The organism is Streptomyces sp. NPDC057939, assembly GCF_042887545.1.
Lineage (GTDB): Bacteria > Actinomycetota > Actinomycetes > Streptomycetales > Streptomycetaceae > Streptomyces.
In genome coordinates this window covers 272,255-286,210 of record NZ_JBHVPG010000001.1, presented here as the reverse complement: position 1 = coordinate 286,210, position 13,956 = coordinate 272,255, and the positions used below count along the sequence as shown (strand labels likewise).

Here is a 13,956-nt window from a genome sequence, read left to right as displayed (position 1 = left end):
GTGTCCCGCACCCGGAGTGGACTGCGGGAGGGGCCGTCCGGTCCGCCCTCGGGGGTGCCGGGAAAGCGATGTGAATCCACCCCGTTCGACGTGCTAATCTTTCGACGTCGCCAGGGGAACGGCCCGAAAGGGAAGAACCGCTGGGGTGCTGCTCGGGCGAGTGGCGGAACGGCAGACGCGCTGGCTTCAGGTGCCAGTGTCCTTCGGGACGTGGGGGTTCAAATCCCCCCTCGCCCACATTGAGGAAGCCTCGATCCGGAATCCGGATCGGGGCTTCCTGCATTATCGGCCACAGGTCCCTCCCCTTGGTGGAGGGCGCGGCGCAGCCGTGCCGGCGGGTTCGCGCGGCGGACCCGATCCCCCCGAACTCCTTTTGCGGGCCGCCGGTCCCACCACCTTCCGACTTTCGTCGCGCGGGACGCGACGAAAGGAGGCAGCAGCGGGGGTCGCGGGGTGTCTAGGGTCGCTGGCGTGGATACGAGGGCGAGAGCGCGGGCGGGCTGGGACTGGCTGCAGGGGCCGGAGCCCTGGTCCCGGAGCACGTTGGCGGGAGACCTGACGCTCGCCGCCGCGATAGCGCTGCTCGGCGTGGGGGTCGACGAACTCAGCCGGAGCTCCGTGCTGAAGACGGTCGCGGCCGCCGTGCTCGTGGTCGCCCTGACCCTGCTGCGACGGCGCCTGCCCGCGACGACCCTGATCGTGGGCGCCGCGGCCAGTGGGCTGCTGCCCGGTGTGTTCCTCGTGACGATCGTGTTGGGCTGGTCCGCGGGCCGGCGGATCGTCGGCGTCGGCCGGGCGTTGGGCGTCTTCGTCGTCGCCTTCGTCGCGGAAGTGGGCATCAGCCTCATCGACCAGTGGTCGCAGCTGCGTCCCCTGCTGGTGATCGTGTTCTCCACGCTGATGTTCCTGGCCTCGACGGTCATGCCGGGTCTGGCCAGCCGCTACTGGCACCAGCGCCGGACCCTGCTGAGCGCCCTCCAGGAACGCAACGCCCAGCTCGTGCGCGAGCGGACGATGGTGGCCGGGCAGGCCCGGCTGCGGGAGCGGCAGCGGATCGCCCAGGACATGCACGACAGCCTGGGCCACCAGCTCGCCCTGATCTCGGTGCACACCGGTGCCCTGGAGGTCGACCCCGAGATCACCGACCGGCAGCGCGAGGCCGTGGGGGTGCTGCGGCAGGCCTCGGTGGCGGCGATGCACGAACTGCGCGAGGTCGTCGGCATCCTGCGGGACGGGGTGGAGGCGCCGCTGCCGGCGGAGGAGGCGCAGCCCGCCGCACGCGGGGTCGCCGGGATCGGCGGGATCGTGGAGGCGGCGCGGGCCGCCGGGACCGATGTGCGCCTTTCGATGACGGGGCACCCCCGCCCGCTTGCGGCTGCCTGCGATCACGCCGCGTACCGGATCGTGCAGGAGGGGCTGACCAACGCCTACAAGCACGCTCCGGGCGCCGCGATCACCGTGGAACTGCGGTACGAGGACGACTCCCTGGTGGTGGAGATCGCCAACGGGCCGGCTGCCGGCCCCGGTGTCGGCGAGGTGGTGTCCGGCGGTCAGGGGCTCACGGGGCTTCGGGAGCGGGCCCGGCTGGTCGGCGGCATGGTGCACGCGGCCGCCGCCGAGGGCGGGGGTTTCCGGGTGGCCGGGGTGCTCCCGTACGGCGCGGAGCCGGCCGGGGTCGTCGATGACGTCGCCGACGACTTCGGGCAGCGGTCCCAGGCCCTGGCGACGGCGGCCAAGGGCGCACCGCCCCTCGACTGGGCGGCGGTGGACCGGGAACTGGCGACGCCGCTGCGCAGCCGGCCCGCGGGCTGGGCCCTGGGCTGCGGGATCGCCGTCGCGGCGCTCGTGTTGCTGGTGATCGTCATGGGGGCCGGGGTGGCGTTGTTGGTGAGCTCCGCGAACAAGGCGATGATCAGCGGCGAAGAGTACGACGCGGTGCGCATCGGCGAGACGGAGAAGGCCGTCCGTGACCGGCTGCCCTCCGGGGACAGCATCATGACGTCGGGCCTCGACCGGAAGGGGCCGCCCAGGCCCGAGGGGTCGGACTGCCTGGCGCTCCTGTCGGAGGACGACTCGGACGACCTGTCCACCGACGACGTGTTCCGGTTCTGCTTCAAGGACGGCAAGCTCGTCGAGAAGCAGGCGTACGAGGTCAAGCAGTAGGAGCGCGGGTGACAGCCAAGGTGATCAGAGTGGTGATCGCTGACGACGAACCACTGATCCGGGCGGGCATCAGGATGATCCTGACCTCGGCGCCGGACATCGAGGTCGTCGCGGAGGGTGCCAACGGGCGGGAGGCGGTGGAGCTCGCCCGTTCCCACGCGCCCGACGTGGTGCTCCTCGACATCCAGATGCCGGTCATGGACGGACTGACCGCGCTGGGCGAGTTGGGGCGGGCCGCACCGGACGTGCGGGCCCTGATCCTGACCACGTTCGGGGAGAAGGAGAACGTGCTGCGGGCCCTCGGCGAGGGCGGCGCGGGGTTCCTGCTGAAGGACTCGGCTCCGGGCGAGCTCATCGGCGCGGTCCGGGCCGCCGCGGCCGGGGACGCCTACCTGTCCCCCTCGGCGACCCGACACGTGGTCGACCAGCTGGCGACCGGCCGGACCGCCGGCCGGGGCGAGGCGGCCCGCCGGCGCGTGGCGGAGCTGAGCGAACGCGAACGCGGGGTGCTGGCCCTGCTCGGGGAGGGCCTGTCCAACGCGGACGCGGGCCGGCGGCTGCACATGAGCGAGGCCACCGTGAAGACCTACGTCAGCCGGATCCTCGCGAAGTTGGGCTGTGACAACCGGGTGCAGGCGGCCCTGCTGGCCAGGGACGCCGGCCTCTAGATACGGTCGGGCCGAAAACGGCCGGGCCGACGTGGAGTCGGCCGGATCGGCCGACACGGAGCGACAGGTGCGGGGGCGGCGCGAATGGTGACGGTACCGGAGCAGAACGCGGTGGGCGCGAGAGTCGACGCGGGCGCGGTCGCGACCGCGATCACGGCGGCGGGCCCCGGGGGCGGTCGGATACCGCAGGTCGAGGGCTTCGCGCCCCGGTCGGTGGCCGGTTCGCCCAAGGAGGCGGGCAAGGCCCTGCGCGGCCGCGTGCCGCGTTCGGCGCACGCCCGGTTCGAGGCTCCCGCCGGACGGCCCGACGCCGTGCGGGCCGTCGAGGAGTCCAACGAGGGCAGGGTCGCCGAGCTGACCCCGATACGGGTGGGGCGGATGGCCGCCAACCCCTTCGCGTTCCTGCGCGGAGCGGCCGGGCTGATGGCGCACGACCTGTCCGGCGGTCCGGTGACCGGTGTCGCGGCGCAGATCTGCGGTGACGCCCACGCCGCCAACTTCGGTCTGTACGGGGACGCGGGCGGCCGGCTCGTCATCGACCTCAACGACTTCGACGAGACCGTCGTCGGACCGTGGGAGTGGGACGTGAAGCGGCTGGCCACCTCCCTGGTGCTGGCCGGGCGGGTCGCGGGCGCGGACGAGGACACCTGCCGGGCGGCCGCGTTGGACGCGGTGGGCGCGTACCGCAGGACCATGCGGCTGCTGGCGAAGCTTCCGGCGATCGACGCCTGGAACGCCATCGCGGACGAGGAACTCGTCTCGCACACCGATGCCCGCGACCTGCTGGGCACCCTGGAGCGGGTCTCCGCGAAGGCCCGCAACAACACCTCGGCCCGGTTCGCGGCCAGGTCCACCGAGATCGGTGCCGACGGCGGCCGGTGCTTCGTCGACGCGCTGCCGGTGCTGCGCCGCGTCGGTGACGGCGAGGCGGCCGCCGTGGCGGCCTCGCTGGGCCCCTACCTGCAGACCCTGTCGGGCGACCGGCTGCCGCTGTTGGCCCGCTACGCGATCCAGGACGTGGCGTTCCGGGTGGTGGGCACGGGCAGCGTCGGCACGCGTTCGTACGTGGTGCTGCTGCTCGACCACCGGGGGGACCCGCTGGTGCTCCAGGTGAAGGAGGCGCGGCCCTCCGTGCTGCTGCCGTACCTGCCCGGGCTGGGTTTTCACGCGGCGGCGGAGGAGCACGAGGGCCGGCGGGTGGTGGCCGGGCAGAAGCGGATGCAGGTGGTGTCCGACATCATGCTGGGCTGGACCACGGTGGAGGGGCGTCCCTTCCAGGTCCGCCAGTTCCGCAACCGCAAGGGCAGCGTGGATCCGGCGGCGCTGTCCGTCGCGGAGTTCGACGACTACGGGCGGATGACCGGTGCCCTGCTGGCGCGGGCACACGCGCACAGCGCCGATCCGCGGCTGCTGGCCGGATACTGCGGCAAGAACGAGGAGCTGGACGAGGCCATGGCCGCCTTTGCGGTGGCGTACGCCGACCGGACCGAGGCCGACCACGCGGACCTGGTGGCGGCCGTCCGGAGCGGGCGGATCGCGGCGGAGGCCGGGGTCTGACCTCGGGCGTCGCACGGGAGCGGGAGGGTTGTTTCACGTGAAACGCGGGGGATGTTTCACGTGAAACCGGACGGTGTTTCACGTGAAACACCGTCCGGGCGGACGGGCCGTAGGCTGGCCGCGTGAGCGAGCAGACCGAGCACCCCGAGCACCCCGGCCCCGGCGCGTCCGAGGCCTCCGAAACCCCTGCGGCTCCCCCGGGCTCCGCCGACGAGCGTCCCGAGGCGCGGCTGGACCGGGCCGTGCGGGCCGCCGAGCAGGCCCTCATCGAGTTCGAGATCGCGGTCGAGACCTTCCGGGTGGAGGTCGAGAACTTCTCCCGCCTCCACCACCAGAAGCTCGGGCCGATGTACTCGCGGCTCGACGAGCTGGACGCGCTGATCGCGGAAGCGAAGGCCGCGCGCAGCGGGGACCCCGAGGACCTGCGGCGGGCCCGTGAGGCGCGCTCGCTGGTGATGCCCATGCCCGGCGTCGACGAACTGTTCCACGACTGGCTGGACTCCGACGGGATCTCGGACGACGCGTCCGCGATGCTCACGGGTCGGGCCGTGAGGCCCCCGGAGCGGGTGCGCCCCTCCGAGGAGGTCCGTCGGCTCTACCGGGAGCTGGTCCGCAAGGCGCACCCGGACCTCGCTCAGGACGAGGCCGAGCGGGAGCGCCGCGACACGTTCATCGCGCGCGTCAACGCCGCCTACGGGCGCGGTGAGGAGCAGTTGCTGCGCGAGTTGGCCGAGGAATGGGCGGCAGGTCCCGCGCCGGAGGCCGTGCGGCCGAGCGAGAGCGAGGAGCTCTACGCCCGGCTGGAGTGGCTGGCCCGGCGCAAGGAACTGCTGGCGGTGCTGGCCCGGGAGCTGGAGGACAGCGCGATCGGTTCGATGCTGCGGATGGCCCCGGACGACCCGGACCGGCTGTTGGAGGAGATCGCGGAGCAGCTGCTCGCCCAGGTCTCCGAGCGTGAGGCGGAGCTGAAGGCCCTCGCCGGGTAGGTTGGCAGGCCAGATCCGCGAAGAGAGAAGGCGACAGCTATGAACTTCGGACCGCTTCCCTCGGTGGACGCCGCCGCGGTGCCCTCCGAAGGCTTTGTCCTGGACGTCCGCGAGGACGACGAATGGGCGGCCGGGCACGTCGAGGGCGCGCTGCACATTCCGATGAGCGACTTCGTGGCGCGCTTCGGTGAGCTGACCGAGGCCATCGCGGAGGACGGCCGGGTGCACGTGATGTGCCGGGTCGGCGGCCGTTCGGCCCAGGTCACCCAGTACCTGGTGCGTCAGGGGATCGACGCCGTGAACGTGGACGGCGGGATGCAGGCCTGGGAAGGTGCCGGGCGCCCGATGGTGACGGACAACGGGAACCCGGCCTTCGTGCTCTGAGGGGGTCCTTCGGCTCCGGTGCCGGCTCGCGCGGGCGGGCCGGCTCAGGCGAGGGGGTGGGCGGCCAACAGGTCGCCCAGGGCCTCCTCGTGCGCCGCGGCCGGGCCGAGCTGGAGCTCCAACTGCTTGGCCCAGGCGTGGAAGCGGTGCAGCGGGTAGTCGGTGTCGGCGCCGAAGCCGCCGTGCAGGTGCTGTGCGGTCTGTACGACCCGGCGTACGCCCTCGGAGGCCCAGATCTTGGCGACGGCGACGTCTCCGGAGCTGGGCAGCGGGCCGCCCGCCCCGTCGGTCGCGGCGTCGAGCCGCCAGGCGGCCTGCCAGAGGGTGACCTCCATGGCGCGCAGGTCGATGTAGCGGTCGGCGGCCTGCACGGCGACGGCCTGGAAGGTCGCCACGGGGAAGCCGAACTGCTCCCGCTTGCTGGTGTACTGGCTGGTCATGGTGAGGACGCTCTCGCCGAGGCCGAGCGCGAGGGCGCAGGTTCCGGTGGCGAGGAGCTGACGGAGCCGCTCCCAGGCGCCGGGGGCCTCGATGAGGTGGGTCGCGGGCACGCGGACACCGTCGAGGGTGAGCTCCGCGAGCCGCTCCCCGCTGGTGGAGTACTGGTCGGCGAGGGTGAGCCCGCCGGCGGTGCGCGGGAGGAGCGCGAGGACGGCCTCGCCGTCGCCCCGGTGGGCGGGTACGGCGATCCAGTCGGCGCTGTGCGCCCAGGGCACGGAGGTCTGCACCCCGTCCAGGGTCCAGTCGGCGCCGTCGCGCCGGGCGGTGACGGAGAGTTCGGCGGGATCGTGGCCGGTGCGGCCGTGCGCGGCGACGGTCAGGACCACGGCGCCGCGTCCGGCGTCGGGCAGCAGGGCGGAGGCCAGTTCGGCGCTGCCGTGGGCCTGGACCGCCATGGCGGTCGCGCAGTGTTCCAGGAGCGGTACCCGGGCCAGCACCTTCGCGGCCTCGCGCAGCACCAGGCACAGGGCGATGGTGTCGAGGCCGGCGCCGCCGTGTTCCTCGGCGAGGACGAGGCTCAGCAGGTCGGAGCCCGCCAGGCTGCCCCACAGCGGCCGGTCGAACTCGTCGGCGACGGCACCCGGGGTGAGCGCGGGGCTGGGCACGCCGTCGGGGGCGACATCCGCGAACACGGCCTTGGCCGCCTCGACGGCCGCCTGCTGTTCCTCGGTGAAGGTGAAGTCCACTGCCTGTCCTCCCGCGTGCACCGGTTCGGTCCCGTTCGCATATCTGACGGTCCGTCAAGATAAGGCAGGCGGGAGGAAATGCACAGGGGGTGGGACCGGGCCGTCCGGCTCGTCCGGCCGGCCCGGGTTCCGCGGCGCCGCCGTTCGACGGCTCCGCGGGTCAGCGGTCGAAGTCGATCTCCACTTCCTCGCTCACCGCGTGGGACTGGCAGGCCAGCACGAACCCGGCGTCCGTCTCGTCGGCCTCCAGCGCGAAGTTGCGGTCCATCCGCACCTCGCCCGCGACCAGGAACACCCGGCAGGTGCCGCACACGCCGCCCTTGCAGGCGTACGGGGCGTCGGCGCGACCGCGCAGCACGGCGTCCAGCAGGGATTCGCCGTCCTGGACGGGCCAGGTGCCCGACCGGCCGTCGAGCCGGGCGGTGACCCGGCCGTGGGCGGGCGCGGAGATCCGGGCGGGAGCCTGCGGCGCGGTGTCCTCGACGTGGAAGATCTCCTCGTGCACCCGGGTGCGGGCGACGCCGAGCCCGCCCAGGGCCCGCTCGGCGCCCTGCACCAACCCGTACGGTCCGCACAGGAACCAGCCCGTCACCTCGGCGACCGGGAGCAGCGCCGGGAGCAGCGCCGTCAGCCGTTCCTGGTCGAGCCGGCCGGACGGCAGACCGGCCTCCTGCTCCTCGCGGGACAGCACGGTCACCAGCTGGAAGCGGTCGGGGTAGCGGTCCTTGAGGTCGGCGACGTCGTCCAGGAACATCGTCGAGGCGGCCGAACGGTCGCTGCGGACCAGACAGAAGCGGGCGTCGGGGCGGGCCGCCAGCAGGCTCGCGGCGATCGACAGGACCGGGGTGATCCCGCTGCCGCCGACGATGGCCGCGTAGTGCGCGGCGGCCGGGGCGGCGGTGGGCTCCAGTACGAAGCGGCCGGCCGGGACCATCACGTCGAGCACGTCCCCGGCGGTGATCTCCTTGTGCGCGAACGTGGAGAACTCACCGCCCTCCACGAGCCGTACCCCGACCCGCAGCGACGCGGGACCCGGGCCGTCGGCGGTGGGGGCGGGGGAGCAGATCGAGTAGGTGCGGCGGGCGCCGCCCTCGGACCCGGTGCGGCGCAGGGTGAGGTGCTGTCCGGGCGCGTGCCGGTACTCCTCGCGCAGTTCCGGGGGCACGGCGAGGGTGAGCGCCACCGAGTCGTCGGTGAGCCGTTCGACCGCCGCCACCGTCAGCGCGTGGAAGGCGCCGTGGCGCGCGGGGCGCGCGGGGCCCGGGTCCGCCGAGGGCACAGACACGGCCATCTACAGCTCCTTGAAGTGGTCGAACGGTTCGCGGCAGGAGACGCAGCGGCGCAGCGCCTTGCACGCGGTGGAGGAGAACCGGCTGAGCAGTTCGGTGTCGGTGGAACCGCAGTGGGGGCAGCGCACCGACAGGGTCAGCGGAACCGGTCCCCCGGCGGCGTGCGGGCGGGGCGGCGCGATGCCGAACTCGGCCAGCTTGCGGCGGCCCTCGGCACTGATGTCGTCGGTCGACCAGGCCGGGGCGAGGACGGTGACGACCCGCACCTCGGGGATTCCGTGGCCGGTCAGGACCCGCTCGATGTCGGCCGACATGGCCTCGATCGCCGGGCAGCCGGTGTACGTCGGGGTGAGGGTGACCTCGGCGTGGCCGTCCTCGTGCATCCGGACACCGCGCATCACGCCCAGCTCGGCGAGCGTGAGCACCGGCAGTTCGGGGTCGGGGACGGAACCGGCGAGCTCGGCCAGCTCCGCCTCCAGGCGGGTCATGCCCAGCGCCCCGGCGGTCCCGGTCACCAGGACGCTCCCGGGTGGCTGCGGTGCAGGTGCTGCATCTCGGCGAGCAGCCGCCCGAACGACTCGGTGTGCAGTCCCTCGCGGCCCGCGCCGGCGGCCCAGGCACCCGTGCGCGGCCCCTCGGGGAGCGCGAGACCGGCCTGCTCCAGTACGCCGCCCACGGCGGCCAGCCAGCGGTCCTCCAGGACGGCCTGGTCCAGGCCGAGTCCCTCGACGGGCCGGAACATCTCGCCGGTGTACTTCCAGAGCGAGTCGAGCCCGGCCCGCATCCGACGGCGGCTCTCCGGCGTGCCGTCGCCGAGGCGCAGCGTCCACTGCTCGGCGTGGTCGCGGTGGTAGGCGGTCTCCTTGACGGCCTTCGCCGCGAGCGGGGCGAACGGGCCGTCCCCGGAAGCCAGCGCGCCGTACAGCTCGTGCTGGTGGAAGGAGAAGTACAGCTGCCGGGCGATGGTGTGGGCGAAGTCGCCGTTGGGCTGCTCGACCAGCTGGAGGTTGCGGAAGGACCGCTCCTCGCGCAGGAAGGCCAGCTCGTCCTCGTCGCCCGCCATGGACAGCAGGACGCGCGCCTGACCGAGCAGGTCGAGGGCGATGTTGGCCAGGGCCACCTCCTCCTCCAGGACGGGGGCGTGACCGGCCCACTCGCCCAGGCGGTGGGAGAGGATCAGCGCGTCGTCGCCGAGGGCGAGCGCGGCCGCGGCGGTGGAGCCGGTGAGGGTGGTGCCGGTGCTGCTCACAGGTGACGCACCCCCTCGGGGATGTCGTAGAAGGTCGGGTGGCGGTAGGGCTTGTCGGCGGACGGGGCGAAGAACGGGTCCCGCTCGTCCGGCGAGGAGGCGATGATCTCCGTGGAGGGCACGACCCAGATCGAAATGCCCTCGCCGCGCCGCGTGTAGAGGTCGCGGGCGTTGCGCAGGGCCATCTCCGCGTCCGGGGCGTGCAGGCTTCCCGCGTGCGTGTGCGAGAGGCCGCGGCGCGAGCGCACGAACACCTCCCACAGGGGCCAGTTCTGCGTCATGCCTGTACCTCTCGTCCGGTGCTGGTGTGCTTCTCGGCGTAGGCCGCGGCTGCTTCGCGGACCCATGCGCCTTCCTCGTGCGCCGTGCGGCGTTGGCTGATCCGCTGCTCGTTGCACGGGCCGTTGCCCTTGAGCACGTTCCAGAACTCCGACCAGTCGATGGCGCCGAAGTCGTGGTGCCCGCGCTCCTCGTTCCACTTGATGTCGGGGTCGGGCAGGGTCAGGCCAAGGGACTCGGCCTGCGGGACCGCGATGTCCACGAAGCGCTGGCGCAGCTCGTCGTTGGAGTGGCGCTTGATCCGCCAGGCCATCGCCTGGGCGGAGTGGACCGATTCGTCGTCGGGCGGGCCGAACATCATCAGGGAGGGCCACCACCAGCGGTCGACGGCGTCCTGCGCCATCGCGTGCTGTGCCTCGGTGCCCTGCGAGAGGGCGAGGAGCAGCTCGTACCCCTGGCGCTGGTGGAAGGACTCCTCCTTGCAGATGCGGACCATGGCGCGGGCGTACGGGCCGTAGGAGCAGCGGCAGATCGGCACCTGGTTGGTGATCGCCGCGCCGTCCACGAGCCAGCCGATCGCGCCGACGTCCGCCCAGGTCAGGGTGGGGTAGTTGAAGATCGAGGAGTACTTCTGCTTGCCCGAGTGCAGCTTGTCGAGCAGCTCGTCGCGGCTGGTGCCGAGCGTTTCGGCGGCGCTGTAGAGGTAGAGGCCGTGCCCGGCCTCGTCCTGCACCTTGGCCATCAGGATCGCCTTGCGGCGCAGCGAGGGCGCCCGGGTGATCCAGTTGGCCTCGGGCTGCATGCCGATGATCTCGGAGTGGGCGTGCTGGGCCATCTGCCGGACCAGCGAGGCGCGGTACTCGTCGGGCATCCAGTCGCGCGGCTCGACGCGCTCGTCCGCCGCCACCGCGGCGTCGAAGGCCGCGGCGAGCTGTGCGGTGAGGTCCTCCTCGACGACGCCCGTCGCGCCCGCCGCCGCTGCCGTGCCCGGGCCCGATTCCGGGGTCACTGCGACCATCTCGGCTCCCTGTCAGATTCTGCCGTCCGCCCGACCGACCGATCGTTCGGTTCATCCTCTTCAATGGTGAGACGGCGGCCCGTAGGGTGTCAACCTCTGTGGGCAACCCTGTGGACGCCGGATGATCGGGGCGGGATGTTTTCGAACGAGCACGAGCCTGCGGAAGGAGCACTTCCGACGGCCGTTCCGCCACCCCCCGACCCGGCGGACGACGGGCCCGACGGGCCGGCCGCCCCGCCCCGGATCCCAGGGATCGCGGGCCTGCCGGCGGTGTACCGGGTCGTGGCGGCCGTGGGTCTGGCGGCCGTCGGCGTCGCCGCCTGCCTGCACCTGGCGCTCGTGTTCCTGCACGTGGCGCCCTCGAACACGATGAGCAAGCAGCACGCGGACCTGGTCGACGGGTGGGTCTACCCCGAGTTCGAACAGAACTGGAAGCTCTTCGCCCCCAATCCCCTCCAGCAGAACATCTCCGTGCAGGTGCGGGCCGAGGTCCGGACCTCCTCGGGGGAGGTCGTCGCGGGCGACTGGCGCGACCTGTCCGCCGAGGACGGCGCGGCCATCCGGCACAGCCTGCTGCCGAGCCACACCGAGCAGAACGAGCTGCGCCGGGCCTGGGACTTCTTCACCGGCTCCCACGACGAGAACAACCGCCCGAACGGTGACCGCGGCGCACTCTCCGAGGAGTACCTGCGTCGGATCGCCCTGCACCGGCTCACCGGGGGCGGCGGCGACGCGGTTCCGGCCGGCGGGCGGGACGGCGACCGGATCGTGCGCGTCCAGCTGCGCTCGGCGACCACCGCTGTCGCGGCGCCGAGCTGGAGCACCGAGAAGACCGACACCCAGACCTACTACCGGGAGCTGCCGTGGTGGACGGTGTGAAGCGGGCGGGGCCCCGGGCCCGCGCGGCCGCCGCCCTGGCGAAGGTGACCGGGCGGGCGCTGGGCCCGTACCAGAGCGCCGTCGTCCGCATCGGTTTCGCCGGGACCTGGCTGTTCTTCCTGCTGCGGGAGCTCCCGAACCGGCACGAGCTGTACGGGCCCGACAGCCCCTGGAGCTGGCAGCTGGCCGAGCGGCTGATCGCCTCGAACCGGGCGTTCACGGTCCTGATGTGGTCGGACTCCACGCTCTGGTTCGAGCTCGTCTACGCCGTCTCCGTGCTGGCGAGCCTGCTGCTGGTGCTCGGCTGGCGCACGCGGGCGACGTCCGTGGTCTTCATGGTCGGCGTGCTGTCCCTGCAGAACCGCAGCGTCTTCATGGGCGACGGCGGGGACAACGTCATCCACCTGATGGCGATGTACCTGGTCCTCACCCGCTGCGCGCAGGTGTGGTCGCTGGACGCGCGCCGGGTCCGCCTGCGGGGTTCGGCCTCGGCGGGCGCGGCGGGGCCGGTGTTGTGGGGCGTGCTGGGCGCCCTGCTCGCGTACGGCGCGCTGACCGGGCGGTTCAGCACCGGCTGGCTGGTGGCCTTCGCCGCGTTGTGGGTGGGGCTCGGGCTGTGGTGGCTGGTCGACCGGTACGAGCCGCGGGGCGACGCCCGGGCGGTGCTGGACGTGCTGGCGAACGTCCTGCACAACGCCGGGATGCTGGTGATCATGGCGGAGGTGTGCCTGATCTACGCGACGGCCGGCTGGTACAAGATCCAGGGTTCCCGCTGGCAGGACGGGACCGCGCTGTACTACCCGCTCGGGCTGGACTACTTCACCCCGTGGCCGGGGCTGTCCGGGCTGCTGGCGGGCAGCGGAACGCTGGTGATGCTGCTGTCGTACGGGACCGTGGCGGTGCAGGTCGCCTTCCCGTTCACGCTGTTCGACCGGCGCGTGAAGAACGTGCTGCTGGCCGTCATGATGCTGGAGCACGCGGGCATCGCGGTGCTGCTGGGCCTGCCGTTCTTCTCGCTGGCGATGATCGCCGCCGACGCGGTGTTCCTGCCGACGGCCTTCCTGGTGTGGCTCGGCGCGCGGGCCGCGGCGCTGAGTCCCGTGCGGGGGCGGGTACGGGTACCGGTACCGGGGGCGCGGGAGCCTTCGGACGGGGTGGACGGGGTGGACGGGGTGGACGGGGCGGCCGGGGTGGACGGGGAGGGTCCGCGGGACCGCCGGGGCACGGAGGACGCCCGGGGCCCGGAGGATCCGCAGGCGCCGGCGGTCGGGGCGGACCCCGGCGCGGTGCCGCGCTGAGCCGACGGCGGTGCCGGGGGGCCTCCCGTGCCGGGGCCGGTGCCGGGGGCGGCGCCGCGGCCGGGGCGTCGTAGGGTCGGCGCATGAGCGAGCAGCGGAGTCCCGACGAGAGCGTGCGGCAGTGGCGGGAGACCGTGGGGCAGGACGACGCCGTCCTGCTCGACGGGTTCCACGCGCTGAAGCACGCCCTGCGCTTCGGCGCCGAGATCCGGGCGGTCGTCGCCGACGACCCGGACGCCGTACGGGCCCTGGCCGCCGAGCTGGCCCCGGACGTCGCCCCGGAGGTGGGGCGGCTGGTGCGGCGCGCCCCGCTGCGCGAGTTGCTGCCCCGCGTCCACCCCACCGGCGTCGCCGCGCTCGCCGTCCGGCCCGACCGGGCCGCCGGGCGGGCGGCACTGGCCCGGCTGCCCCGGCCCGCGCCGGTCGTGGTCCTCGACAACCCGCGCAACCTGGGGAACGTGGGCGCAGTCGTCCGCCTCGCCGCCGGGTTCGGCGCCACGGGCGTGGTCACCCGTGGCGACCTCGACCCCTGGCACCCCAACGTGGTGCGGGCCGGTGCCGGGCTGCACTACGCCACCACCGTCGAACGGCTCGCCCTGGAGGAACTGCCGGCCGGGCCGCTGTACGCGCTCGACCCGGAGGGCGCGGACATCCGCGGCCTCACCCTCCCGGACGACGCCCTGCTCGCCTTCGGCTCCGAACGCCACGGCATCTCACCCGAGCTCCGCGCCCGTGCGGACCACCTCGTCTCCCTCCCGATGCGCCCGCAGGTCTCCAGCTACAACCTGGCCACCAGCGTGGCCATGACCCTCTTCCACTGGGGCGGTCCCGCGACCGGGGCGACGCAGGGCGGCGAGCACTCCTAGGGGCTGTCGCCCAACTTCCGCCTGCCGCGCGGGCGACGACGGGACTTCGACTACAGGCCTTGGGCCCGGCCGCCGACCTGCTCGTGTCCGGGTACGCCGCTGAGCGGGGCGGGGAGCCCGAGGCCACGGGCGG

General features: G+C 73.5%; 14 protein-coding genes and 1 tRNA gene. 9 read left to right on the top strand and 6 right to left on the bottom strand.

All coding sequences use genetic code 11. The features are described 5' to 3' along the window. Nucleotides 1–154 precede the first annotated feature (154 nt). The 6 genes from ACFVS6_RS01295 (at nucleotide 155) to ACFVS6_RS01270 (ending at nucleotide 5,758) form a co-directional block, all read left to right on the top strand. A tRNA-Leu gene (locus tag ACFVS6_RS01295) sits at nucleotides 155–237 on the top strand. A gap of 234 nt (nucleotides 238–471) precedes the next feature. Next, entirely contained in the window at nucleotides 472–2,163 is a 1,692-nt protein-coding gene (locus ACFVS6_RS01290) for a sensor histidine kinase (RefSeq protein WP_389699882.1), read from the top strand. Nucleotides 2,164–2,171: 8 nt separating this feature from the next. Continuing rightward, nucleotides 2,172–2,831: a response regulator gene (locus ACFVS6_RS01285; RefSeq protein WP_389699881.1), complete on the top strand. Its 660-nt coding sequence runs from the start codon at nucleotides 2,172–2,174 to the stop codon at nucleotides 2,829–2,831. A gap of 84 nt (nucleotides 2,832–2,915) precedes the next feature. Next, a complete protein-coding gene (locus ACFVS6_RS01280; RefSeq protein WP_389699880.1) occupies nucleotides 2,916–4,388 on the top strand; it encodes a DUF2252 domain-containing protein in 1,473 nt (490 codons plus the stop codon). Between the two features lie 122 nt (nucleotides 4,389–4,510). Beyond that, complete coding sequence (locus tag ACFVS6_RS01275; RefSeq protein WP_389699879.1) at nucleotides 4,511–5,374, top strand: hypothetical protein; 864 nt, start codon at nucleotides 4,511–4,513, stop codon at nucleotides 5,372–5,374. 39 nt (nucleotides 5,375–5,413) lie between these two features. After that, a complete protein-coding gene (locus ACFVS6_RS01270) occupies nucleotides 5,414–5,758 on the top strand; it encodes a rhodanese-like domain-containing protein (protein ID WP_362875172.1) in 345 nt (114 codons plus the stop codon). 44 nt (nucleotides 5,759–5,802) lie between these two features. On the opposite strand, the gene ACFVS6_RS01265 is transcribed toward ACFVS6_RS01270, so the two are convergent. The 6 genes from ACFVS6_RS01265 to paaA form a co-directional block, all read right to left on the bottom strand. Next, nucleotides 5,803–6,945 (bottom strand): acyl-CoA dehydrogenase family protein, encoded by a 1,143-nt coding sequence (locus ACFVS6_RS01265; RefSeq protein ID WP_389699878.1) that lies wholly within the window; start codon nucleotides 6,943–6,945, stop codon nucleotides 5,803–5,805. Between the two features lie 160 nt (nucleotides 6,946–7,105). Then, nucleotides 7,106–8,236 carry a 2Fe-2S iron-sulfur cluster-binding protein gene (locus tag ACFVS6_RS01260; RefSeq protein WP_389699877.1) on the bottom strand — a complete coding sequence of 377 codons (1,131 nt, stop codon included), beginning with the start codon at nucleotides 8,234–8,236 and terminating at the stop codon, nucleotides 7,106–7,108. Continuing rightward, nucleotides 8,237–8,722, bottom strand: a complete 486-nt coding sequence (gene paaD / locus ACFVS6_RS01255; protein WP_389700033.1) for a 1,2-phenylacetyl-CoA epoxidase subunit PaaD — start codon at nucleotides 8,720–8,722, stop codon at nucleotides 8,237–8,239. Between the two features lie 23 nt (nucleotides 8,723–8,745). Then, on the bottom strand, nucleotides 8,746–9,483 hold the full coding sequence (paaC, locus tag ACFVS6_RS01250; RefSeq protein WP_389699876.1) for a 1,2-phenylacetyl-CoA epoxidase subunit PaaC: 738 nt from the start codon (nucleotides 9,481–9,483) through the stop codon (nucleotides 8,746–8,748). Continuing rightward, nucleotides 9,480–9,764 (bottom strand): 1,2-phenylacetyl-CoA epoxidase subunit PaaB, encoded by a 285-nt coding sequence (gene paaB / locus ACFVS6_RS01245; RefSeq protein WP_281209342.1) that lies wholly within the window; start codon nucleotides 9,762–9,764, stop codon nucleotides 9,480–9,482. Before paaB ends, paaC begins: the two co-directional genes overlap by 4 nt. After that, complete coding sequence (gene paaA, locus ACFVS6_RS01240) at nucleotides 9,761–10,780, bottom strand: 1,2-phenylacetyl-CoA epoxidase subunit PaaA (protein WP_389699875.1); 1,020 nt, start codon at nucleotides 10,778–10,780, stop codon at nucleotides 9,761–9,763. The genes paaB and paaA overlap by 4 nt, the downstream gene beginning before the upstream one ends. Before the next feature lie 135 nt (nucleotides 10,781–10,915). Here paaA and ACFVS6_RS01235 point away from each other — a divergent pair, with 135 nt between their 5' ends. The 3 genes from ACFVS6_RS01235 (at nucleotide 10,916) to ACFVS6_RS01225 (ending at nucleotide 13,823) form a co-directional block, all read left to right on the top strand. Next, nucleotides 10,916–11,659, top strand: a complete 744-nt coding sequence (locus ACFVS6_RS01235) for a DUF5819 family protein (RefSeq protein ID WP_389699874.1) — start codon at nucleotides 10,916–10,918, stop codon at nucleotides 11,657–11,659. Then, on the top strand, nucleotides 11,644–12,957 hold the full coding sequence (locus ACFVS6_RS01230; protein ID WP_389699873.1) for an HTTM domain-containing protein: 1,314 nt from the start codon (nucleotides 11,644–11,646) through the stop codon (nucleotides 12,955–12,957). Before ACFVS6_RS01235 ends, ACFVS6_RS01230 begins: the two co-directional genes overlap by 16 nt. Before the next feature lie 83 nt (nucleotides 12,958–13,040). After that, a complete protein-coding gene (locus ACFVS6_RS01225; protein WP_389699872.1) occupies nucleotides 13,041–13,823 on the top strand; it encodes a TrmH family RNA methyltransferase in 783 nt (260 codons plus the stop codon). Nucleotides 13,824–13,956 lie beyond the last annotated feature (133 nt).